A 24,638-nucleotide genomic window follows, 5' to 3' on the forward strand; every position below is an offset into this window, starting at 1 on the left:
GGGCGACGGCATCCGCGCGGGCCGCCCCACCACCGGCACCGACGAGTTCGCCGTCGTCGCGCTCCGTATCGCCGAGTGCCCGCGACCGGTCGCGGCTTTGCACGATTCCCACAACTCCAGCCGCCCAGCATGCGATGTCTGCGACATGGCGCTACGGGCCGGTAGGCGGAAAGGTGGCACCGTCGGGGTCGCCGTCCGAGGGCGTGCGCACTGGTCTACAGGAGGGCTCGGTCGGGTGTTCAGTCGTGTCGCCATCGTCAACCGGGGTGAGGCCGCCATGCGGCTCATCCACGCCGTGCGGGACATCGCCGCGGAGACCGGGACGAGGATCGAGACCGTCGCCCTGCACACCGATGTCGACCGGGCGGCGACGTTCGTGCGGGAGGCCGACATCGCCTACGACCTCGGACCCGCGTCCGCCCGCCCGTACCTCGACATGGAGGTGCTGGAGCGCGCGCTCGTGGAGACCGGGGCCGACGCCGCGTGGGTCGGCTGGGGCTTCGTCGCGGAGGACCCGGCGTTCGCCGAGCTGTGCGAGAGGGCCGGCGTCACGTTCGTCGGGCCGAGCGCGGACGCGATGCGCAGGCTCGGCGACAAGATCGGCGCGAAGCTGATCGCCGAGGAGGTCGGCGTGCCGGTCGCGCCGTGGAGCCGCGGCGCGGTCGAGACGCTGGACGCCGCGCTGGAGGCCGCGACGCGGATCGGCTACCCGCTGATGCTGAAGGCGACCGCCGGCGGCGGCGGGCGCGGCATCCGCGTGATCACGAGCGAGGCCGAGCTGGCGGACGCCTACGAGCGCACCAGCCAGGAGGCCGCGCGGGCGTTCGGCAGCGGCGTGGTGTTCCTGGAGCGCCTGGTCACCGGGGCCCGGCACGTCGAGGTCCAGGTGATCGCCGACGGGGAGACCGCGTGGGCGCTCGGCGTCCGCGACTGCTCGGTGCAGCGCCGCAACCAGAAGGTCATCGAGGAGTCGGCGTCGCCGGTGCTGCGGCCCGAGCAGGCCGCCGAGCTGAAGGCGTCGGCCGAGCGGCTCGCCGTCGCGGTCGGCTACCGGGGCGCGGCGACCGTCGAGTTCCTCTACCACCCCGGCGACGGGCTGTTCGCGTTCCTGGAGGTCAACACCCGGCTCCAGGTCGAGCACCCGATCACCGAGTCGACCACCGGGTTCGACCTGGTCAGGGCGCAGCTGCACGTGGCGTCCGGCGGACGGCTCGAAGGCGCGCCGCCCGCGGAGCGCGGGCACGCCATCGAGGCCCGGCTGAACGCCGAGGACCCCGACCGCGACTTCGCGCCCGCGCCCGGCCGCATCGCCCGGCTGGCCCTGCCCGCCGGGCCGGGCATCCGGGTGGACACCGGCGTCCGGGAGGGCGACACCATCCCCGCCGACTTCGACTCGATGATCGCCAAGATCATCGCCTACGGCCGGGACCGGGACGAGGCGCTCGGCCGGCTGCGCCGCGCGATGGCGCAGACCACGGTGATCATCGAGGGCGGCGCGACGAACAAGAGCTTCGTGCTCGACCTGCTCGACCGGCCGGAGGTGGTCGGCGGCACCGCCGACACCGGCTGGATCGACCGCGTCCGGGCCGAGGGCGGGCTCGTCTCGCACCGGCACTCCGCGGTCGCGCTGGCCGCCGCCGCCATCGAGGCGTACGAGGACGGGGAGCGCGCCGCGCGGCGGCGGCTGCTGTCGACGGCGTCCGGCGGGCGCCCGCAGGTGCGGCACGAGAGCGGCCGGCCGCTGGAGCTCAAGCTGCGCGGCGCCGGCTACCGGGTGCGGGTCGCGCGGGTCGGCGCGGACCGGTTCCGCGTCGGCATCGAGGCGGGCGACGGCGCCGCCGGGGCGGTCCGCACCGCCGACGTCGAGCTCGACCGCTTCGACCGGCACACCGCGCAGATCGTCGTCAACGGCACCCGGTACCGGCTGCTCACCGGCACGCACGGGCCGGTCCACCTGGTCGAGGTCGACGGCGTGGCGCACCGGGTCAGCCGCGACGAGGGCGGCGTCGTCCGCTCCCCCGCGCCGGCGCTGGTCGTCGCCACGCCGCTGGAGGCCGGCGCCGAGGTCGAGGCGGGCGCGCCGGTGCTGGTGCTGGAGAGCATGAAGATGGAGACGGTGCTGCGGGCGCCGTTCAAGGCGCGGCTGAAGGAATGCGTCGTCTCCGTGGGCAGCCAGGTGGAGACGGGCGCGCCGCTGCTGCGGCTGGAGCCGCTCGCCGACGACGACGCCGAGGCAGGGGACGCCTCGGCCGCCGCGTCCGTCCAGCTGGACCTGCCCGCCGCGCCCGGCGCGGTCCCGGCGCGCGAGCGCGCGGCGCGCGGCCGGGAGGACCTGCGCAGCCTGCTGCTCGGCTTCGACGTCGACCCGCACGACGAGCGCCGCGTCCTCGACGACTACCTCGCCGCGCGCGAGGACGCCGCCGCGGCGGGCCACCGGCCGCTGGCCGAGGAGATCGCGCTCCTCGACGTGTTCGCCGACCTCGCCGAGCTGAGCCGCAACCGGCCGGCGGGCGGCGGCGACGTCGGCGACGGCCACCTGCACAGCGCCCGCGAGTACTTCCACACCTACCTGCAGAGCCTGGACGTCGAGCGGGCCGGGCTGCCGGAGGCGTTCCAGGCCGGGCTCGCCAAGGCCCTCGGGCACTACGGCGTCGCCGAGCTGGACCGCGGCCCCGAGCTGGAGGCCGCCGTCTTCCGGATCTTCCTCGCCCAGCAGCGCGCGTCCGCGGACGCCGCGGTCGTCACGACGCTGCTGCGGTCGTGGCTGCGCGAGCCGCCGCCGGCCGAGGCGCTGCGCGAGCCCGCGGGCCTCGCGCTGGAGCGGCTGATCGCCGCGACGCAGGTCCGCTTCCCGGTGGTCTACGACCTCGCGTGCGGCGTGGTGTTCGCCTGGTACGCGCAGCCGATGCTGCGCCGCAACCGCGCCCGCGTCTACGCCGGCGTCCGCGCCCACCTCCGCCACCTGGACGCGCACCCGGACGCGCCCGACCGCGCCGGCCGCATCGCCGAGATGGTGGCCAGCACCGAGCCGCTGGTCCGGCTGCTCGGCCGCCGGCTGCGCCGCGGCGTCCTCGACGACTCGGTCATGCTGGAGGTGCTGACCCGGCGGTACTACGGGAACAAGGGCCTGACCGGCGTCCGCACCGGCGAGGTCGGCGGCTGCCGGTTCGTCGTCGCCGAGCGCGAGGGGTCCCGCCTCGTCTCCGCCGCGGTGAGCTTCGAAGCCCTGGGCGGCGCGCTGCGCGGGCTCGCGGAGCTGGCGGACGGCGACGCGGCGCTCGACGCCGACATCTACCTCTCCTGGGAGAACCAGCCGGAGGACTTCGACGCGATGGCGGCCGCGCTGCACGAGGTCCTCGGCGCGCATCCGCTGCCGGACCGGGTCCGCAGGCTCACCGCCACCGTCGCGGGCAGCAGCGGCGCGGTCATGCACCACCACTTCACGTTCCGCCCGTCCGCCGCCGGGATGGCCGAGGAGCGGCTGATCCGCGGCCTGCACCCGCACATCGCGCAGCGGATGCGGATGGAGCGGCTGAGCGGGTTCGACCTCACCCGGCTGCCGTCCTCGGACGAGGAGGTCTACCTCTTCCAGTGCGTGGCGCGGGGCAACCCGTCCGACGACCGGCTCGTCGCGTTCGCGCAGGTGCGGGACCTGTCCGAGCTGCGCGACCACGAGGGCCGGCTGCTCAGCCTCCCGACGGCCGAGTTCACCCTCGCCACCTGCCTGGACTCGATCCGCCGGGCGCAGGAGCGGCGGCCGTCGAGCCGGCGCCTCACCACCAACCGGATCGTGGTCTACGTGTGGCCGCCGAGCGACCTCACCCGCGCGGAGCTGGAGATGCTCCTCGGCCGGATGCTGCCGACCGCCGCGGGCGCCGGGCTGGAGGAGATCGAGCTCATCGCGCGGCAGCGCGACCGGGCGACCGGCGAGCTGGTCAAGATCGCCGTGCGCGTCTCGTTCGACGCCGCCGGCGGCACCGTGCTGACCGTCGGGGAGCCGTCGGACGAGCCGGTCGAGCCGGTCGACGGCTACCGGCAGAAGGTGCTGCGCGCGAGCAGCCGCAACACGGTGTACCCGTACGAGCTGACCGAGGTGCTCGGCGACTTCACCGAGCACGACCTCGACGTCGACGAGACCGGGAACCACGCGCTGGTGCCGGTCGACCGGCCGAAGGGGCGCAACACCGCGGCGATCGTCGCCGGCGTCGTCACCACGAAGACCCGGCGGCACCCGCAGGGCGTCACCCGCGTCGTGCTGCTCGGCGACCCGACGAAGGCGCTCGGCGCGCTGTCGGAGCCGGAGTGCCGCCGCGTGATCGCCGCGCTGGACCTGGCCGAGCGGATGCGGGTCCCGCTGGAGTGGTACGCGCTGTCCGCCGGCGCCCGGATCTCCATGGAGTCGGGCACCGAGAACATGGACTGGGTGGCGGCGGCGCTCAAGCGGATCGTCGAGTTCACCCAGGACGGCGGCGAGGTCAACGTCGTGGTCGCGGGCATCAACGTCGGCGCGCAGCCGTACTGGAACGCCGAGGCGACGATGCTCATGCACACCAAGGGCGTCCTCGTGATGACGCCGGAATCGGCGATGGTGCTCACCGGCAAGCAGTCGCTCGACTTCTCCGGCGGCGTGTCGGCCGAGGACAACTTCGGCATCGGCGGCTACGACCGGGTGATGGGCCCGAACGGGCAGGCGCAGTACTGGGCGCCGAACCTGGTCGCCGCGCGGGACGTGCTGATGTCGTACTACGACCACACGTACGTCGCGCCGGGCGAGCAGGCGCCCCGCCGCGCGAGCACCGTCGACCCCGCCGACCGCGACGTCTCCGACTTCCCGCACACGGTGGAGGGCAGCGACTTCACCACCGTCGGCGAGATCTTCTCCGCCGAGGCCAACCCCGACCGCAAGAAGCCGTTCGACATCCGGACGGTGATGCGGGCGCTGTCCGACCAGGACCACCCGGTCCTGGAACGCTGGGCGGGCATGGCCGACGCGGAGACCGCGGTCGTGCAGGACGTCCATCTCGGCGGTATGCCGGTGTGCCTGCTCGGCATCGAGTCGCAGGCGGTGCCGCGGCGCGGCTTCCCGCCCACCGACGGCCCGGACGCCTACACCGCGGGCACGCTGTTCCCGCAGTCGTCCAGGAAGGCGGCGCGGGCGATCAACGCGGCCAGCGGCAACCGGCCCCTGGTGGTGCTGGCGAACCTGTCGGGCTTCGACGGCTCGCCGGAGTCGCTGCGGAAGCTGCAGCTGGAGTACGGCGCCGAGATCGGCCGCGCGATCGTGAACTTCCGCGGGCCCATCGTGTTCTGCGTGATCTCCCGCTACCACGGCGGCGCGTTCGTGGTGTTCTCCAAGGCGCTGAACCCGAACATGACCGTCCTCGCGCTGGAGGGCTCGTTCGCCTCGGTGCTCGGCGGCGCCCCCGCCGCCGCGGTCGTGTTCTCCCGCGACGTCGACGCCCGCACTGCGGCCGACCCGCGCGTCCGCGGCCTGGAGGCCCGTGTCGCCGCGGCCACCGGCCCCGACCGCGCCGCGCTGCTCGCCGAACTGGACGAGCTGCGCTCCTCGGTCCGCGCCGAGAAGGTCGGCGAGGTCGCCGCGGAGTTCGACCGCGTCCACGACATCCGCCGCGCGGTCGAGGTCGGCTCCGTCGACGCCGTCATCCCCGCCGCCGGACTGCGCCCCCGCATCATCGAGGCCATCGAGTCCCGCCTCTGACGACCGCGCCCCCGCCCTTCCCGATTCCGGGGAGGGCGGTGGCGTCAGGCGGGCGCCGCGCGGTCCTGGAGCGCGCGGCGGTCGATCTTGCCGGTCCCGGTGCGGGGCAGCCCGGGCAGCGCGACCACCCGGTCGACGATCATGTGGCGGGGCAGGTGGCGGGCGCACCAGCCCTTGGTCTCCAGCCAGCCGGGCGGCGGGCCCGCGGAGCCCGTGAGGAACGCGACCAGGACGGCGTCCAGGCCGGAGCCCGCGACGACGACCGCCGCCTCGCCGACGGACGGGTGCGCCAGCAGCACCGACTCGATCTCGCCGAGCTCGATCCGGTTGCCGCGCACCTTCACCAGCGCGTCGCGGCGGCCGACGTACTCGAAGGCCCCTCCGGGGAGGACCCGCACGATGTCGCCGGTGGCGTACGGGGCGTCCCCCTGCGGCTCGCCGCCCCAGTAGCCGATCATGACGGTCGGGCCGGACACCATCAGCTCGCCCACCTGCCCGGGGGCCGCGGCGCCGCCGCCGGGGAGCCGCGCCCAGACACGGTCGCCGGAGCACGCCGCCCCGATCGGGACGGGCGCCGTGCGGTCCGCCGGGATCGGGCCGGTCACCTCGTGGAACGTGCAGACGTTGGTCTCGGTCGGCCCGTACAGGTTGAGGAGGCGCACGTCCGCGAAGCGGTCCCGCAGCGGGCGCAGGTAGCGCACCGGGAACGGCTCGCCCGCGAACAGCAGCGCCCGCAGGCCGGGAGCGGCGGCGTCCAGCAGCCCGCCGTCGCGCATCATCAGGATGAGCGCGGACGGGACGGAGTACCAGACGGTGATCCCGCGCCCGGTCAGGAACTCGACCAGCCGGGCGGGCGCGTAGGCCGCGGCCTGCGGGACCAGGTGCACCGACGCTCCGGCGTGGAACGCGGCGTACAGGTCGAGCACCGACAGGTCGAAATGGAACGGCGCGTGGTTGGCGAACCGGTCGGACGGGACGGCCCGCAGCTCGGCCGCCGCCCACTCCACGAACGCCATCGCGTTGCGGTCGCTGACGCACACCCCCTTCGGCTCGCCGGTGGATCCCGAGGTGTAGAGGATGTACGCCAGGTCGTCCGGCCCTGTGCCGGGGTCGGGCAGCGGATCGGCGGACTGCCGTTCGACGAGGTCCCAGCCCGGCCCGGTGCGCAGCAGCGGGATCGGGACCCCGGGCTCCCGGCCGGGCGCCGTGACGAGCGCGGCGGCGCCGCAGCCGCGCAGGATCCGCGCGACCCGCGCGGGCGGGCTCAGCGGGTCGAGCGGCACGTACGCCGCGCCGAGGCGCAGCACACCCTGCATGGCCGCGACCGCGACCGCCGACTTGTCCAGCCACAGGCCGACGCGGTCGCCGCGCCGCACCCCCAGGGACGCGAGCGCGCGGCCGATCCGGTCGGCCTCCCGGTCCAGTTCGCGGTACGTCAGCGTCCCGTCCGGCCCCGCCACCGCCGGCGCCCGCGGGGTGCGCCGGGCCGCGGCCGGGACGAGGCCGCGCAGCGGCGTCAAAGCCCCATCTCCCGGGCGACGATCTCGCGCTGCATCTCCGAGGTGCCGGAGAACAGGGTGCCCGGCACCGTGTCGCGGAGCATCCGCTCGATCCCGGCGCCCTCGCGGTAGCCGTCGCCGCCGAAGACCTGCACGGCGGTGAGCGCCGCCGCCACCGCGGTCTCGCTGACGGCGAGTTTGGCCAGCGACACCTCCAGCGCGCCGGCGCCGCCCCGGTCCAGCACGTGGCAGGCCCGGTAGAGCAGCAGGCGCGCGGCGTCCAACCGGAGCCGGACGTCCACCAGCGGGTGCGCGACCGCCTGGTTGGCCGCGATCGGCCGGCCGAACCGCCGCCGCCCGGCGGCGCGCTCGACGCACCGCTCCAGCAGCCGTTCGACGGCCCCCACGTACCCGGCGAACAGGCAGCTCCGCTCCCAGCGCATGGAGCTCTGGAAGATCGCCGAGCCCTGCCCCGGGCGGCCCAGCAGGTGGTCCTCCGGGACGACGCATCCGGTCAGCACGAGCTCCCCGGCGGGGCAGGCGTCCAGGCCGAGCTTGGCGAACGCGGGCCGCGCGTCCAGGCCGGGCCGGTCGCGCTCCACGGCGAACGCGGACACGCCCAGGTGGCCGAATCCGGGATCGGTCACGGCGTAGACGAGGAACACGTCCGCGATCGGCCCGTTGCTGACGAACGATTTGGCCCCGTCGATCCGGTACCCGCCGGGCACCCGCTCGGCCCGGCAGGACAGCGCCCCGACGTCGGATCCGGCGCCCTCCTCGGTGATCGCGTTCGCGCCGATCCACTCCCCCGAGCACAGCGGCGGGAGCAGCGCGGCGCGCAGCCCGGGGGAACCGTGCTCGGCGATCGGCATCGCGCAGGCGAGCAGATGGGCCATGGTCGCGAAGACCAGGCCCATGTCCTCGCTCGCGTAGCCGAACGCCTCGATCACGCGGGCGCTGGTGCGGGCGTCCAGCCCGCCGCCGCCGTACTCGGCCGGAACCGGCAGCCCGAGCAGGCCCAGTTCCCCGCAGTCGCGCCATTCGTCCCGGGTGACGGCGCCGGTGCGGACCGCGCCGCCCCACCGCGTCCGGACGGCCGCGACCGTCGCCTCGTACCGGTCCCGCTGCTCCGGTGTCCACTCGAAGTCCACGCCGCAGAACCTAGGCGGCGGGGCGGCCGCCGTCCTCCGCCGCCGGGCGGAGGCGGCGGGCTCCGCCGAACGGATGAACCGGCCGCTCCGGGATGGGGAGGAGGGGCCTCCGCACCTCCCGAAGATCTCCCCACGGCGGATGAGGACAGCGGACGGCGCGGCTCCTTACATTGCTCGCGCGCCGCGGCGGCGCGGCGGGGCGTCATCGCCGGGGTCGGCCGCCCGGTGCGGGGCTTCGACGACGTCTCCCTGCCGGCGGAGCACCTCCGGCGGGGGGCGCTCGACGCCCGCTCCCCCATCCACCAGGTCGACGAGAGCCGAATCGGGGTACTGGCGCCATGGAGTACGAGGACGTGCTGGCCGAACTCATCCGCTTCTTCGAGGAACACGTGCCGCAGGCGGCGGGTGGCGGGCTGGAGCCGGACACCCCGCTGCTGGAATGGGGGATCCTGACCTCGCTCACGATGGTCCGGCTGGTGGGCTTCATTCTCGCCGAGTTCGGCCTGCACGTCCCGCCGGAGCAGATCGTGGGCGCGAACTTCCGCACCCTCGCCGCGCTCACCCGGCTGGTCCTGGACCTGGCCGCCGACCCGGCGGCGCGCGCCTGATGGGCGAGCGGGACGCGATCGCCGTCGTCGGCGCGGGCTGCCGCTTCCCGGGCGGAGCGGACGGGCCCGCGGAGTTCTGGCGGCTGCTGCGCGAAGGCGCCGACACGGTGGGCGAGGTCCCCGCGGACCGGTGGGACGCCGACGCGCTGCACGACCCCGACGGCGGGGTCCCCGGCACCCTGTACTCCCGGCGCGGCGGCTTCCTGGACGACGTCGCCGGCTTCGACGCCGGCTTCTTCGGCATCGCGCCCCGCGAGGCGCGCCGGATCGACCCGCAGCACCGGCTGCTGCTGGAGGTCGTCTGGGAGGCGCTGGAGGACGCCGGGCAGGACCCGACCGGGCTCGCCGGGACGCGGACCGGGCTGTACACCGGCTCGCTGTCGGCGGACTACCAGCTCCGGCAGCTCCGCGAGGCCGGGACGGCGGGCGTCGGCCCCTGGTTCACCAGCGGCGGCGAGCCGAGCTTCGGGCCGGGCCGGATCGCGTACCTGCTCGGCCTCCAGGGGCCGGTCATGTCGCTGGCGACGGCGTGCTCGTCGTCGCTGGTCGCGGTGCACCTGGCGGTGCGCGGCCTGCGGTCGGGCGAAACCGACCTGGCGGTCGCGGGCGGGGTGAACCTCATCCTGTCGCCCGAGGTGTCGATGTTCATGTGCCGGATCGGCGCGATGTCCCGGCAGGGCCGCTGCCGGGTGTTCGACGCCGCCGCGGACGGGATGGTCCGCAGCGAGGGCGCCGCCGTGGTGGTGCTCAAGCGGCTGGCCGACGCGCTCGCCGACGGCGACGACGTGCTCGCCGTCATCGCCGGTTCGGCGGTCAACCACGACGGGCAGAGCGCCGGGCTGACGACGCCGAACGGCGCCGCGCAGCAGGCACTGCTGCGCGCCGCGCTCGCCGACGCCGGGCTCTCCCCCGGCGCGGTGGGCTATGTGGAGGCGCACGGCACCGGCACCCCGCTCGGCGACCCGATCGAGATGGGCGCGATCGCGGCCGTGCTCGGCGCGGGCCGCACCCCGGACGATCCGCTCCTGGTCGGCTCGCTCAAGACGAACTTCGGGCACTTCGACGCCGCCGCCGGCGTCGCCGGCCTGCTCAAGGCCGCGCTGGCTCTGCGGCACGGCGAGGTCCCGGCGCACCTCCACCTGGAGACGCCGAACCCGGCGATCCGCTGGGACCGCTGGCCGGTGCGGGTACCGCGGGCCGCCACGCCGTGGCCCGGCGCGGACCGGGCGGCCGGGGTCAGCGCGTTCGGGTTGAGCGGGACGAACGCGCACGTCGTGCTGCGGCAGGCGCCGCAGCCGGCGCGGCCGGAGCCGGAGCCGGACGGGCCGCTGCTGCTCCCGATCTCGGCGCGGTCCGGGGCGGCGCTGGCCGCGCTGGCCCGCGCCCACCGCGACCGGCTGGCGGAGCCCGGCGGCGACCGGGAGTACGTGCGCGCCGCGGCGCTGCGGCGCCCCCACCACCCGGGGCACCGGCTCGCCGTGGTCGCCCGCGACCGGGCGGAGCTGTCCGACCGGCTCGGCGGGTTCCTGGCCGGGGAGCCGGTCCCCGGTGTCGCGCCCGGCGGACGGGACGGCGCGGCCGGGCCCGGCGTGGTGTTCGTGCTGTCCGGACAGGGCGGGCAGTGGGCGGGCATGGGGCGGGACCTGCTCGCGCTCCCCGCCGCCGCGGCGGCGCTGCGGGAGTGCGACGCCGCGATCCGCGCCGAGGCCGGCTGGTCGGTGCTGGACCTGCTCACCGACCCCGGCGCCGGCGACCGGATGGCCGACACCGGCGCCGCCCAGCCCGCGGTCTTCGCGCTCCAGCTCGCGCTGGCCGCGCAGTGGGAGGCGTGGGGCGTGCGCCCGGCGGCGGTCGCCGGGCACAGCATGGGCGAGATCGCGGCGGCGCGGCTGGCCGGGGTGCTGGACCTGGCGGACGCCGTCCGGATCATCGTCCGGCGCGGCGCGCTGCTGCGCGGCGCGGCCGGGCGCGGCGCGATGGCGGCGGTGGACCTGCCGGCCGCGCGCGTCGTGGAGCTCGCCGGGGACCGGGTCGCCATCGCCGCCGTCAACGGGCCGCGCTCCACCGTGATCGCCGGCGCGCCCGGCGCGGTGGAGACCGCCACCGCGGCGCTGGCCGCCGTGGGCGCCCGGGTCCGGGCGCTCCCGGGCGGGTACGCGTTCCACAGCCCGCAGATGGACGGGTACGCCGCGGACCTCGCGGCCGCGCTGGCGGACCTCGCGCCGTCCGCGGCGGCGGTCCCGATCGTCACGACCACGCCCGGCGACGGCCGGTTCGACGCCGCGCACTGGGGCCGGAACGTGCGGGAGCGGGTGGAGTTCGCGGCGGCGGCCGGCACGCTGATCGGCGCCGGGCACCGCGTGTTCGTCGAGCTGGGACCGCATCCGTCGCTGGCCGGGCCGCTCGGCCGGTGCCTGGCCGAGCACGGCGCGGAGGGCCTGGCCGTCCCGTCGCTGCGGCGCGGCGCGCCCGCGCGCGAGACGCTGCTGGAGTCCCTGGGCCGGCTGTACGCCGAGGGCCTGGACATCGACTGGCGGCAGGCCGCGCCGGGGCCGGCGCCGTCGCCGCGCGGGCTGCCGCGCTACCCGTGGCAGCGTCAGCGGTACTGGTTCAGCGACTCGGCCGCGCCGCCCGCCGGAACCGCGCCCGTCCCTGGGCTCGCGCCCGTGCCGGAGGGGGCGCCCGTGCCGGAGCCCGCACCCGTCCCGAAGCCCGCTCCGGGCCCGGAGCGGCAGGCGGCGGAGGCACGTGGCGGGGTCCGGACGCCGGACCGGCTCCGCGCACTGGTCGAGCGGACCGTCCGCGGGGTCCTGGAGTCGGCCCCCGGCGCTCCCGTCCCGCACCGCCGCACGTTCGCCGAGCTGGGTATGGACTCGGCGCTCGCGGTCGAGTTGCGGCAGCGCCTCGAGGCGGCGCTCGGCCGGCGGCTCCCCGCCACGCTGGCGTTCGACCACCCGACGGTCGAGCTGCTCGCCGCGCATCTGGCCGGCGAGCGGGGCGCCGCTCCGGCGGCGGCGGAGGAAGAGGCGGGCGGGCGCGAAGCGGTGGCGATCATCGGGATCGGGTGCCGACTGCCCGGCGGCGCGGACGGTCCCGACGCCTACTGGCGGCTGCTGCGCGCGGGCCGGGACGCGGTCGGCCCGGCGCCGGAGGACCGGTTCCCCGGCGCCGGGGCCTGGCCGGGCGGCTACCTGGCCGACGTCGCGGGCTTCGACGCGCCCTTCTTCCGGATCCCGCCGCGTGAGGCGCGCGCCATGGACCCGCAGCAGCGGGTCTTCCTGGAGGTCGCCTGGGAGGCCCTGGAGGACGCCGGCCTGGTGCCGTCCAGCCTGGCGGGCGGCCGGACGGGGGTCTACGCGGGGATCAACTCCAGCGACTACACCGAGCTGGTCACCCGGCATCCCGGCAACGTGGACGCGTTCTACGGCACCGGCAACACCTTCGCCGCGGCCCCCGGCCGGCTGTCCCACCTGCTCGGGCTGCACGGCCCGAGCCTGGCGGTGGACACCGCGTGCTCGTCCTCCCTGGTGGCCGTCCACCTGGCCTGCCGGGCCCTGCGCGACGGCGACTGCGACACCGCGATCGCCGGCGGGGTCAACCTGATCCTGCGGCCGACCATCCACCGGTTCTCCGCCGCGGCGGGCGCGCTCGCGCCCGACGGCCGGTGCAAGGCGTTCGACGCCGCCGCCGACGGCTACGGGCGCGGCGAGGGCTGCGGCGTCGTCGTCCTCAAGCCGCTGTCGCGGGCGCTCGCCGACGGCGACCGGGTGCACGCGGTGATCCTCGGCTCGGCCGTGAACCAGGACGGCCCCAGCGCCGGGTTCACCGCCCCCTACGCGCCCGCGCAGGAGTCGCTGGTGCGCGACGCGCTGCGCGACGCGGGCGTGACCGCGGCGGACATCGGCTACGTGGAGGCGCACGGCACCGGCACGCCGCTGGGCGACCCGATCGAGCTCCAGGCGCTCGGCGCGGCGCTGGGCCCGCGGGATCCGGCCGACCCGGTCCTGGTGGGGTCGGCGAAGACCAACCTCGGGCATCTGGAGGCGGCGTCCGGCATGGCGGGCCTGATCAAGGCGGCGCTGATGGCGGAGCACGGCGAGATCGTGCCCAGCCTGCACTTCGACCGGCCGAGCCCGCGCATCCCCTGGGCCGAGCTGCCGTTCGCGGTGGCGGCCGGGCCGTCCCCGTGGACGGGCGGGCGGCGCGTCGCCGGGGTGAGCGCCTTCGGGATGACCGGGACGAACGCGCACGTCGTCGTGGCGGAGCCGCCCGCGTCCGGGCCGCCGCCCGCCGCGGAGCCGCCGCCGGTGCACGTGCTGCCGGTGTCGGCCGCGACCGCGGACGCGCTGGAGGCGCAGGCCGGCGCCTACCGCGCCGCCCTCGCCGGCGGCGCCGACCCGGCCGCGCTCTGCGCCGCCGCCGCGCACCGCCGGGAGCACCTGGAGCACCGGCTCGTCGTCGCCGCGCGGGACGGCGCCGGGCTGGCCGCGCGGCTGGCCGGCTTCGACGGCACGGACGCCGCCGGCCCGGACGCCGCCGGCCCGGTCACCGACGGCGCGGCCACCGGCCGCGCCCGGGACCGGAGCCGTCCGGTGTTCGTGTTCTCCGGCCACGGCTCGCAGTGGCCGGGCATGGCCCGCGACCTGCTGGCCGGGGAACCCGTTTTCCGCGCCGCCGTGGCCGAGTGCGACGACGCGATGCGGCCGCTGCTCGGCTGGTCGGTGCTCGACCGCTTGGTCGCGGGCGACACCCGCGACGAGACGGAGCTCCAGGAGCTGGTCTTCGCGATCCAGGTGGGGCTGGCCGCGCTGTGGCGGTCCCGGGGCGTCGAGCCCGGCGCCGTCGTCGGGCACAGCATGGGCGAGGTCGCCGCGGCCTGCGTGGCCGGCGCCCTGGACCTGCCGGACGCGGCCCGCCTCATCTGCACCCGGTCCGGCGTGCTGGAACGCCTGGTCGGCCTGGGCGGGATGGGCGTCGTCGGGCTCCCGGCGGACGCCGCCGAGGCCGAGACGGCCGGATACGGGGACCGGCTCTGCGTGGCGGTGAGCAACTCGTCCCGGTCCACGGTGCTGTCCGGCGACGAGGAGGCCCTAGCGGAGGTCTTCGCCCGGCTGCGCGCCCGCGGCGTCTTCTGCCGCCGGGTCAACGCCGGCGGCCCCGGGCACAGCCCGTACACCGAGCCGCTGCGGGCCGATCTGGTCGCGGCGCTCGCCGGTCTGCGGCCCCGCGACGGCGCGCTGCCGCTCTACTCGTCGGTCACCGCCGGGCCGCTGCCGGGCGGCGCGCTGGACGCCGCGTACTGGGGCCGGAACCTGCGCGAGCCCGTGCGGTTCGCCGACACGATCCGGCGGATGGCCGCGGACGGCTTCGACGCCTTCGTGGAGATCTCCCCGCATCCGCTGCTGCTCGGCCCGATCGAGGAGGAGGTGCGGGCGGCCGGGGCCGACGGGGTGTTCGTCCCGTCCCTGCGGCGGGACGCCGACGGCCCGGCGACGCTGCTGTCGGCCGGGATCGGCGGCCTGCACGCCGGCGGGTACCCGGTGGACTGGGGGCGGGTCGTCCCGCGCCGCCGACCGGACGGCGCCGCGCCCACCTACGCGTGGCGGCACCGCCGGTACTGGGTGGAGCATGACGCGCCGGGCGCGGACGACCCGGCCGAGGACGCGCACCCCCTGCTCAGGCGCGCCGCCACCGTGGGCGGCCGCTACCAGGCCGAGGTGGACGTCGACGCCGGCATGGCGGTCCGCGAGCTGAACGGCGCGCTGCTCGTGCCCGCCGCGGCCTGGCTGGAGACGGCCGCCGCGGCGCTCGCCGAACGCTTCGGCCCGGGTCCCGTCGCCTGCACCGGCGTGGAGTTCCCCGACCCGCTCCTCCTGGAGCCGGGGGACGTCCGGACCGTCCGGATCACGGTGTCGGCGGCGGGCTCGGCGGCGTTCGGCGTCGGGGACGGCACCGCCGTGCACGCCACCGGCCGGGCCGCCCGGGCGCCCGCCGGGCTCCCCGCGCCGCCGCCGGGCGGGACGGAGGTGGAGGTGCTCCGGGACACCGGGCGGCCCTGCCGGGTGCTGCCGCCGGAGGTCGCCGCCGCGTGCGAGCACGCGCTGGCGCTCGCGGCGGGCGATGCCGGGCCCCTGGTCCTGGCCGGGGTCGGCCGTTTCACGGCGGTCGCCGCCCCGGGCGCGCGCTGCCGCGTCCGCGCCGTCGCCACCGGCCGCGCGGGCTCCGACGTCGTCGGCGACGTGCACGTCCTCGCCGAAGACGGCACGGTGCTGGCGGCGCTGCTGGACGCCCGGCTGCGTCCGGCCCCGGCGGTGCCGGACGCGGCGGCGCGCACCGCGCTGGACGCCCTCCAGCACGGGCTGGCATGGCGGGACCGGCCGCCGCCGGCCGGCGCCTCGGACACGTCCGGCCCCTGGCTGCTGCTCGCCGACGCCGGCGGAGTGGCCGACGCGCTTCGCGACCGGCTCGCCGCTCGCGGCGAGGAGGTGGTCACGGTCGCGGCGGACCGGGCCCGCGACCCCGCCGCCCTGGACGGCCTGCTGCGCCGGCTGGTCCGCGAGCACGGCTGCGGCGCCGCGGTCCACCTGTGGGCCCTGGACCTGCCGCCGGGGCCGGACGCGGCGGCCGGCGAGGAGGCCGCGGCCGTCGCGCTGTCGGTGCCCGCGCTCGGCCGGGCCCTCGCCGCGGCCCCCGGCACGGCGCGCGCACTGGTCGTGACGCGCGGCGCGGTCCGGGTGGGCGGCATGGAGCCGGCCCCGGTCCCCGCGCACGCGGCCGTCTGGCACATGGCCGGCGTCGCCGCGCTGAACCATCCGGCGTCGTGGGGCGGGCTGCTCGACCTGGACCCGGTCGAGGCCGCGCCGGACGCGGCCGCCGACGCCGTCCTCGCCCACGCGGGCGGGGCGGGCGGCGAGGACCGGGTGGCGCTGCGCGGACCGCGGCGGCTGGTCCCCCGCGTCGTCCGGGACCCGGTGCGGCGCCCCGGCGCGGCGCCCCCGGTGTTCGCCGGCGCCTGCGTCGTCGGCGAGGGCTGGAACGCGGCCGGCGCCCGGATCGCGCGCTGGCTGGCCGGGCACGGCGCGGACCGCGTCGTCGTCACCGGCGCCGGCGGCGGCCCCGCGGAACTCGCCGCCCAGGCCCCGCCGGGCGTGGAGTTCCGCCGGACCGACCTTGCCGATCCCGACCGCGCCGAGGAGCTGGTCGCCGAGTTGGCGGCGGGCGGGCCGCTGGGCGGGATCGTGTGGCTCGGCCTGGACTGGGTCCTGGACGATCCCGCGGCGGCGACGCCGACCGGGCTGGCCGCCGCGTCCGCCCGCCGCGCGCTGGGCGCCTGGCGGCTGGACGCCCTGGCCGGCGACGCCGTCCCGATGATCGTGTTCGGCGGCGCCGGGTCGGCCTGGGGTTCGGCGGGAGCGGCCCGCCAGGCCCCGGCCGACGGGATGCTCGCGGCCCTGGCCGCCACCCGGGCCGAGCGCGGGGGCCGCGTCCTGCACGTCGCCTGGACGCCGTGGGACGAGCCTGCGCTGCTCGACCCCGGCAGCCGCGCCACGCTCCGCCGCAGCGGCGTCGAGGCGATCCCCGCCGACACCGCCGTCGCGGCCCTGGACGCGCTGCTCGCCGCGGGGCGCACCGAGGCCGCGGTCGCCGACGTGGACTGGGGCCTGATGCTGCCGCTGTACCGGCAGGCCCTGCCCTGGCCGCTGTTCGACGAGCTGGACCCCGAACCGCGGGACCCGGCGGACGGGCTGGCCGGCCTGCCGGCGGAGGAGCGCCGGGAGCGGGTCCTGGACCTGGTGCTGGCCGAGGTCCGCACGGTGCTGGGCCTGACCGACCCCGACGAGCCGGATCCGGGGGCCGGGTTCTTCGACCTCGGGCTCGGCTCGATCACCGCGCTGGAGCTGCGGATCCGGCTGGAGCGCCGGTTCGGCCTGCGGCTGCCGCCCACGCTGGCCTTCGAGCACCCCACCGCGGCCGCGCTCGCCGCGCACCTGGAGGCCGAGGCGTTCGGCCCGCCGGACCCGGACCCCGCCTCCGCCCCCGCCTCCGCCTCCGCCGACGACGCAGACGCAGACGCAGACGCGGCCCTGCTGGCCGCGCTGCACGCGGAGATCGCCGCGTCCCGCGAGCTGACCGACAGGAGTCCCGATGACCACGCCCGTTGACTACCGCGCCGAGCTGGCCCGCGCGGTGGAGACCATCGGCCGGCTGCGCACGGCCCTCGCCGAGCGCGGCGCGCCCGCGGCCCGGGAGCCGATCGCCATCGTGGGCGCCGCATGCCGCTTCCCCGGCGGCGCGGACCTGGCCGCCTTCTGGGAGACGCTGCGGACCGGCGCCGACGCCGTCACCCGGTTCCCCGCCGCGCGCTGGGACGCCGAGGCGTTCTACGATCCCGACCCGGACGCGCCCGGCACCACCTACACGCTGGAGGGCGGTTTCCTCGACGCGCCCGAGGCGTTCGACCCCGGGCCGTTCGGGATCTCACCGGCCGAGGCCGTGGGCATGGACCCGCAGCAGCGGCTGGTCCTGGAGGTCGCCTGGGAGGCCCTCGAACACGCGGGCATCGCCACCGACTCCCTGGAGGGCAGCCGGACGGGGGTGTTCGTCGGGGCGAGCACCAGCGACTACGTGCGGCTCCGGCAGCAGTACGGCGACGTCCGCGACATCGACCCGTACCAGGTGCTGGGCGAGAGCAGCTTCATCGCGGGGCGGGTCGCGTTCGCGCTGGGGCTGCGCGGACCGGCCCAGGTGATCGACACGGCCTGCTCCTCGTCGCTCGTCGCGCTGCACTCGGCCTGCCGCAGCCTCCGCTCCGGGGAGACGGATCTGATGCTCGCCGGAGGCGTGAACCTGCTGCTGTCGCCGTACAGCTTCGTGCTGGTCAGCAAGGCGGGGGCGCTGGCGCCCGACGGCCGGTGCAAGACCTTCGACGCCCGCGCCGACGGGTACGGCCGCGGCGAGGGCTGCGGGATCGTCGTGCTGCGGCGGCTGTCGGACGCGCTCGCCCGCCGCGACCCGATCCTGGCCGTCGTGCACGGCAGCGCCGCGAACCACGACGGCCGCTCCAGCGGCGTCACGGTGCCGAACCCCGCCGCCCAGCAGGCCGTCATCCGGGCCGCGCTGGACGACGCCGGCGTCGCCCCCGGCCAGGTCTCGTACGTGGAGGCGCACGGCACCGGCACCCCGCTCGGCGACCCGATCGAACTGCGCGCGCTGGACGCGGTGTACGGCGCGGACCGCGCCGCGGACCTCCACGTGGCCTCGGTGAAGACCAACGTGGGGCATCTGGAGGCGGCCGCCGGCGTCGCGGGCGTCATCAAGGCCGCGCTCGCGCTGCAGCACCGCGAGATCCCCGCGCACCTGCACTTCCAGGACCCCAACCCCAACCTCGACTGGGCCTCGCTGCGCCTGCGGGTGCCCACCGAGCACACCCGGTGGACGGGAGAGCGGTTCTGCGGCGTCAGCGCCTTCGGCGCCAGCGGGACCAACGTCCACGTCGTCCTCGGCGAGGCGCCCGAGACCGCCGCGGCGGAGGCCGGTGAGAGCGGCCCGCAGGCGCTCCTGCTGTCGGCGCGCTCGGAACGCGCCCTGCGCGACCTGGCCGCGCGGCACGCCGAGCACCTGCGGACCGGGCCGCCCGCGCCGATGGCCGCGGTCGCCCGCACGGCCGCGCTCGGCCGGGCGCACCACCCGCACCGGCTCGCGACCGTCACGGCCCCGCCGGACGCGCTCGCCGGCCGGCTCGCCGGGTTCGCCGCGGCGGGACGGGCGCCCGGCGTCGTCGCCGGGCGCGCCGCGCCGCGGCACCGCGCCAAGGTCGCGTTCCTGTTCACCGGCTCCGGCGCGCAGTACGCCGGGATGGGCCGCGGCCTCTACGACACCGAGCCGGTGTTCCGCGAGGCCGTCGACGCCTGCGCGGAAATCCTGGACGGCGAGCTCGACCGCCCGCTCACCGCGGCCCTGTTCCCCGGCGAGCGGGACACCGGCCTGCTCGACGAGACCCTCTACACCCAGCCCGCGCTCTTCGCCCTCCAGTACGCGCTGGCGGAACTGTGGCGCTCGTGGGGGGTCCGGCCCGCCGCCGTGCTCGGCCACTCGGGCGGCGAGTACGCCGCCGCCTGCGTCGCGGGCGCGCTGGACCTCGCCGGCGGGCTCCGCCTGGTCGCGGCGCGCGGACGCCTGATGCAGGCGCTGCCCGAGCGCGGCGCGATGCTCAGCGTGGAACTGCCGGAGCGGGAGGCGGCGGCGCTGCCGGAGCTGGGCGGCCGGGTCGCGATCGCGGCGGTCAACGGTCCCGCCGACGTCGTGCTGGCCGGTGCGTCCGGCGAGGTGGCGGCGATCGCGGCGCGGCTCGCCGCCGCCGGGGTGCGGACCCGGCCGCTGCGGATCTCGCACGCCTCGCACTGCCCGCTGGTGGACCCGATGCTCGCCGGGCTCCGCGAGGCCGCGGCCGGGGTCGCCGCGGCCCGCCCGCGCGCGGTGGTGGTCTCCAACCTCACCGGCGAGCCGCTGGAGCCCGGCCGGCTCACCCCCGGGTACTGGGCGGACCACGCGCGGCACCCGGTCCGCTTCCACGACGGCCTGCGGTCACTGGCCGCGCTCGGGCACACCACGTTCCTGGAGATCGGGCCGGGCCGGACGCTCCTCGGCCTGGGCGCCAAGGCCCTGCCGGAGCCCGAGCACGCGTGGATCCCCTCGCTCGACCCGAAGGCTCCCGACGCCGAGCGGATCCAGGCGTCGCTGGGCGAGTTGTACGTGCGCGGGGTCCCGCTCGACCTGCCCGCCGTGCACGCGAGGACGGCGGCGGGCGCGGTGCGCCTGCCCGGTTATCCGTTCCAGCGCGAGCGGTACTACTTCACCCCCGCCGCGGCGGGGACGCTCCCGGCCCCGCACGCCGCCGGGGGCCTGGAGTACACCGTCGAATGGGAGCCCGCGGAACCCGCGCCGGACGCGCCGCCGCCCCGCCGGACGCTGATCCTCGCCGACCGCGGCGGGGTCGGCGCCGCGCTCGCGGCCCGGCTCGCCGACGAGGGCGCCGAGTGCCGGGTCGTCACGGCCGAGCAGGGCGCGGACCTGCGCGGGCTCGCCGCCGGGGCTCCGGTGGACCGCATCGTCCACCTGTGGGGGCTGGACGTGCCCGCCCCGGACGTCCTGGACGCGGCCGGGCTGCGCGCGGCGCGTGCGGCGGGCGTCGACACGGTGCTGGAACTCGTCCGCGCGTTCGCCGCCGGCCCGTCCCCGCGGCTGTGGGTGGTCACCCGGGGCGCGCAGGGCACCGGAACCGAGCGCGGCCTGCCCGGACTGGCGGCGGCCCCGCTGTGGGGGCTCGGCAAGGTGATCGCGCTGGAGCATCCGGAGCTGTGGGGCGGCCTGGTCGACCTGGACCCGGCGGGCGGCGACGAACCCGGCGCGCTCGCGCGCGAGATCCGCGCGCCCGGCGCCGACCAGATCGCGCTGCGCGGCGGGACGCGGCTCACCCCGCGGCTGCGCCCGCGGCCCCGCACCGGGCCGCCGCGCCCCGCGCCGATCACCCCCGACGGCCTCTACCTCATCACCGGCGGCCTCGGCGGCCTCGGCCTCACCCTGGCCCGGTGGCTGGCCGGCCGCGGGGCCCGGCATCTGGCGCTGGTGGGCCGCAGCGGGCTCCCCGAGCGGTCCCGCTGGGACGCCCCGGACACGTCCCCGGCGCTGCGGGAGCGCATCGACGCCGTCCGCGACCTGGAGCGGCGCGGTGTCACGGTGCACGTCCGCGTCGCGGAGGCCGCCGACGAGGACGCGCTCGCGGCGGTGCTGGCCGAGCTGCGCGCGGGCCCGGTGCCGCTGCGCGGCGTCGTGCACTCGGCGGGCGTCGCCGGCCCGGAGGAGATCGCGGACGCGGACCCGCGGACCGTGCACGGCGTGCTGCGTCCCAAGGTCGAGGGCGGCTGGCTGCTGCACCGCCTCACCTCGGCCGACCCGCTCGACTTCTTCGTCGGCATGTCGTCCATCGCCGCGCTGTGGGGATCGCACAACCTGGCCGCGTACGCGGCGGCCAACCAGTTCCTCGACGCGCTCGCCCTGCACCGCCGGGGCGAGGGACGCCCCGGGCTGAGCGTGAACTGGGGGCCGTGGCTGAACTCCAGCGGGCTCGGCGGGGAGGAACTGCTCGCCCGGCTCACCCGGGTCGGTCTCCGGCCGCTGGACCCGGAGACCGCCACCGGCCTGCTCGGCGACCTGCTGCACGAGGACCGGGGGCAGGCGGTGGTCGCCGGGGTGGACTGGAGCGTGCTGCGGCCGCTGCTCGAAGCGCGCGGCCCGCGCCCGCTGCTGCGCGGCATCGGCGGCGAACGGCCCGAGCCCGCCGGGTCCGGCGCGGACCCGGCGGTGCTGGACCGGCTGCTGGCGGCGCCCGCCGCCGACCGCCCGGCGCTCGTCGCCGGCTACGTACGCGACCGGGTCGCCGAACTCGGCGCCGGCGGCGCCGAACTCGCCGAGGCCACCGGCTTCACCGAACTCGGGATGGACTCGCTGGGCGTCATGCAGCTGCTGCGCGCCGTCCACCGGGACCTCGGCGTGCGTCCCGGCAACCGGGAGTTCTTCGCCGCGCCGCCCGGCTCCTGGGCGGGCCTGCTGCTGCGGGCCGTCGACGAGCGGGGCACGGCGTGACCGGCGAGGATCCGCGCGACTGGTTCTGGAGCCCCGCACCCGGCGGGAACGCGGCGGTCGCGCTGGTCTGCCTGCCGGGGCTCGGCGGCGACGCCGGCCTGTTCCGCGGCTGGCAGGAGCGGCTGCCGCCGGGCGTCCGGCTGCACGCGGCACGGCTGCCCGGCCGGCCCTCGCGGCTGTCCGAGCCGCCGATCGAGGACCCGGCGGAGCTGACCGCCCGGCTCGCCGGGGCCGTGCTGGCCCTGCCCGAGGAGCAGATCGTGCTGTTCGGCTACAGCATGGGAGCCGCGCACGCCTACGAGGCGGCCCGCGCCCTGGCCGCCGCGGACCGGCCGCCCGGCGCCCTGGCTGTCGCCGCGCGGGGCGCCCCGGACGCGGCGGCGCCGCCGTTCGGCCGGCGGACCCGGCCGGAGCTGGTCGCGCTGCTGCGGGACCTGGGGCTCACCCCGCCCGAGGTCCTCGCCGACCCCGCGCTGCTGGACCTGGTGCTGCCGTCCGTGCGGGCCGACCTGCTGCTGGCGGACCGCTACTCCCCCGTCGACGGCGCGCCCGTGGAGTGCCCGCTGCTGGCCCTCGCGGGGGCCGCCGATCCGCTCTGGCCGGTGGACGGCGTGCGCGGCTGGGCGCGCTACACCCGCGGCGGGTTCACGCTGCACGTGCTGCCCGGCGGGCACGACCTGCTCGCCGCCGGCGGCCCGGCCGCCGGGCGGGTCGGGCAGTTCGTCCTCGAAGCGACCAGCCGCTAGAAGGCGCGCTGGAGGTGGTCGAGCGACGCGGTCCCGATCTCGACCAGGCCGGCCTCGTAGGCGTAGATCACCGCGTGCACCCGGTTGCGGAGCCCGAGCTTCATCAGCATGTGCTGGATGTGCGACTTGACGGTGCTCTCGCGTAACGACAGGCGCGCGGAGATCTCGGCGTTGGTGTGCCCGCGGGCGGTGAGCGTCAGCACGTCCAGTTCGCGCTGGGTGAGCGCGTCCAGCGCGGCCGCCGCGGGCGGTGCGGCCGGGGCGGGCCGGTGCTCGGCCGAGGCCAGCAGCAGGTATCCGGCGGCGACCACGCGCAGCGCGGAGACGAGTTCGCGCGGGCCGGCGCGGTTGAGCAGCAGTCCGGACGCACCGGCCCGGATCACCTCGTGGGCGGGGTCCCGGCCGTGGACCCCGATGACCACCAGCACCCGGGTCGGGTGCGCCGCCGCGCCGGTGGCCAGCAGCCGCGTGGTCTCCACCACGTCGATGCCGTGCGCGGCGGCGTCGATGACGGCGACGTCCGGCTTCAGCTCCGCGGTGAGCCGGACGGCGTGCGCGGTGTCGCCGGCCTCGCCGACCACCTCGACCTCCCGCTGCTCGCGCAGGATGGCCCGCAGGCCCGACCGGATGAGCGTCCGGTCGTCCACCAGGAGGATCCGGGGGCCCGCGCCCCGCCCCCGCCCGCCGGCCGGCCGGCCGGGGGTTCCGCTGTCGTCTCGCAAAGTTGCGTTCCCCAAGCCTTCACGCTTGCGAACTGCCACGGAACTACATCGAGTGCGCGGCGGGCCCGGGCACGCAGGCCGGACCCGGGCCGCACGCCGGTACGGCGGAGCGGAGACGCCCGGCAGGGCTACATGCCCTCGCCGTTCCAGCGGCCGGTGGAGCGGCTGCGGACCGGAAGGGTCGAGATGATCGGGACCGGCACCTGCTGGCCCTCCTGCCAGACGCGGCCGATGCCCCAGTTGTGGCTGTTGTCGTCGGTGCGCTCGTCGGGGTGCTCCAGGCTCGCCGGGTCGGGGCCCCAGTCCAGTTCGAGCTGGTCGTGGTCGTGGTCATGGTCGTGGTCGTCGTGGTCATGGTCGTGCGCCAGGCCCGGGCCCTGGCCGGCCTGGAGGCGGGCGGTGTCGAGGGCCTTCGCGATCGCGATGAGGCTCTTGTCCGACGCGTTGTGCTGCGCGAAGTCGACGTCCGGCTGGCCCTGCTCGCGCTGGAAGTCGACCGACTTCTTGAAGTCGGCCATGTCCTGGTCGCTGCGTCCGGCGGTGCCGCGGCCCAGGTCGTGGGACGACATCGACCAGCGCATGAAGCCGCCGTCCGGGCCGTAGTTGAGGGCCTCGCCGCCCCAGCGCACCCACTCGTTCTGGGTGTACCAGTTGATCAGCTCGCCGTCGGAGCGCAGCAGCCAGGTGACGCCGCCCTCCATGGTGGTGAAGTGGCCGTGCTTGACCCGCGCCGGGCGGAAGAAGTACGTGCCGAGGTCGAGGGTGCCGAAGTTGCCCTCCATCTGGCCGTAGAGGGTGTACGCCTCCTCGTAGCAGGGGTGGTGCGCGAGCCGGTGCTCGGTCCAGCCCGCCTCGGAGTGGACGAGCCGCGTGTAGAAGCCGGTCACCGGGTCGACGTGCAGGTACTTGATGTAGAGGCCGGGCATGGGGCCGGCGTTGGGGACGGCGTCCCACTTCATCGCCTCGGTGTCCATGACGATGACCTCTTCGCGGGCGCCCTTCCAGCCCGGCGCGGCCAGGCTCTCCACGGCGTCGAAGCCCGCGTCGCCGTACTCGCGGTAGTGCAGGATGCGGGTGCCCTCGGCGAACTTCACGTAGTCGGCGGGCACCCCCTTGGGCGCGTACACGTACCCGCCCTTGCCGATCTTGCGGCCGCCGTAGTCCATCTCGCCTTCGACGACGTAGTACTCGGTGTCGGCGTGGTGGATGCCCGGCCCGCGCCCCCAGTCGGTGTGGAAGTCCACGCGCAGCGAGGAGGAGCCGTCCTCCTCGTCCACCGACAGCCGCCGCTCGCTGGCCCGGCCCTCGCCGCCCGCCAGCTCGGCCGCGTGCCAGATGTAGTCCTGCTCCTGGATCAGTTCGACATGGGGTCGCACGCCGGTCGCCTCCCGTAGCGGTGTTCCGCCATGCGGAACACTGTCTCATAAACCTGCGGAGAGGATGGCCCGAAAGCCCGCGCCCTGTCAATAGTGAATTCGTCACAGCGCCCACGACCGGCAAAAATGGCGGACGGGGATGTGCGCTCCCTTTGCGGGCTGTTACTAATGTAGC

General features: G+C 77.1%; 9 protein-coding genes. 5 read left to right on the forward strand and 4 right to left on the reverse strand.

Features of this window, described 5'->3' with window-relative positions; translation table 11 throughout:
- Positions 1-235 precede the first annotated feature (235 nt).
- Positions 236-5,719 (forward strand): carboxyl transferase domain-containing protein, encoded by a 5,484-nt coding sequence (locus ACA511_RS24970; protein WP_375027020.1) that lies wholly within the window; start codon positions 236-238, stop codon positions 5,717-5,719.
- A 44-nt stretch (positions 5,720-5,763) separates the two neighbouring features.
- On the opposite strand, the gene ACA511_RS24975 is transcribed toward ACA511_RS24970, so the two are convergent.
- Together ACA511_RS24975 and ACA511_RS24980 are read right to left on the reverse strand one after the other, a co-directional pair.
- Positions 5,764-7,239, reverse strand: a complete 1,476-nt coding sequence (locus ACA511_RS24975) for an amino acid adenylation domain-containing protein (RefSeq protein WP_375027021.1) — start codon at positions 7,237-7,239, stop codon at positions 5,764-5,766.
- Positions 7,236-8,369 carry an acyl-CoA dehydrogenase family protein gene (locus ACA511_RS24980; protein WP_375027022.1) on the reverse strand — a complete coding sequence of 378 codons (1,134 nt, stop codon included), beginning with the start codon at positions 8,367-8,369 and terminating at the stop codon, positions 7,236-7,238. Before ACA511_RS24980 ends, ACA511_RS24975 begins: the two co-directional genes overlap by 4 nt.
- Before the next feature lie 338 nt (positions 8,370-8,707).
- Here ACA511_RS24980 and ACA511_RS24985 point away from each other — a divergent pair, with 338 nt between their 5' ends.
- Genes ACA511_RS24985 through ACA511_RS25000 form a run of 4 tightly spaced genes read left to right on the forward strand, consistent with a single transcriptional unit; the run spans position 8,708 to position 22,365 of the window.
- A complete protein-coding gene (locus ACA511_RS24985; RefSeq protein ID WP_375027023.1) occupies positions 8,708-8,977 on the forward strand; it encodes an acyl carrier protein in 270 nt (89 codons plus the stop codon).
- The gene (locus tag ACA511_RS24990) at positions 8,977-17,139 is read left to right on the forward strand and encodes a beta-ketoacyl synthase N-terminal-like domain-containing protein (protein WP_375027024.1); all 8,163 of its coding nucleotides are present in this window, start codon (positions 8,977-8,979) and stop codon (positions 17,137-17,139) included. The genes ACA511_RS24985 and ACA511_RS24990 overlap by 1 nt, the downstream gene beginning before the upstream one ends.
- Positions 17,123-21,619, forward strand: coding sequence for a beta-ketoacyl synthase N-terminal-like domain-containing protein (locus ACA511_RS24995; protein ID WP_375027025.1), 4,497 nt, complete (start codon positions 17,123-17,125; stop codon positions 21,617-21,619). The genes ACA511_RS24990 and ACA511_RS24995 overlap by 17 nt, the downstream gene beginning before the upstream one ends.
- Complete coding sequence (locus ACA511_RS25000) at positions 21,616-22,365, forward strand: thioesterase II family protein (RefSeq protein ID WP_375027026.1); 750 nt, start codon at positions 21,616-21,618, stop codon at positions 22,363-22,365. The genes ACA511_RS24995 and ACA511_RS25000 overlap by 4 nt, the downstream gene beginning before the upstream one ends.
- Here the strand turns inward: ACA511_RS25000 and ACA511_RS25005 are convergent.
- Both ACA511_RS25005 and ACA511_RS25010 read right to left on the reverse strand, forming a co-directional pair.
- Complete coding sequence (locus tag ACA511_RS25005; protein WP_375027027.1) at positions 22,362-23,087, reverse strand: LuxR C-terminal-related transcriptional regulator; 726 nt, start codon at positions 23,085-23,087, stop codon at positions 22,362-22,364. The genes ACA511_RS25000 and ACA511_RS25005 overlap by 4 nt on opposite strands.
- A gap of 128 nt (positions 23,088-23,215) precedes the next feature.
- Positions 23,216-24,463: a DUF4437 domain-containing protein gene (locus tag ACA511_RS25010; RefSeq protein ID WP_375027028.1), complete on the reverse strand. Its 1,248-nt coding sequence runs from the start codon at positions 24,461-24,463 to the stop codon at positions 23,216-23,218.
- Positions 24,464-24,638 lie beyond the last annotated feature (175 nt).

Source organism: Actinomadura sp. GTD37 (genome assembly GCF_041951365.1).
Lineage (GTDB): Bacteria > Actinomycetota > Actinomycetes > Streptosporangiales > Streptosporangiaceae > Spirillospora.

What these genes read in the sequence shown, in the direction of transcription:
- ACA511_RS24995 (WP_375027025.1), top strand. Translation starts at nt 17,123, where the DNA reads ATGACCACGCCCGTTGACTACCGCGCCGAGCTGGCCCGCGCGGTGGAG.
- ACA511_RS24985 (WP_375027023.1), top strand. Translation starts at nt 8,708, where the DNA reads ATGGAGTACGAGGACGTGCTGGCCGAACTCATCCGCTTCTTCGAGGAA.
- ACA511_RS24990 (WP_375027024.1), top strand. Translation starts at nt 8,977, where the DNA reads ATGGGCGAGCGGGACGCGATCGCCGTCGTCGGCGCGGGCTGCCGCTTC.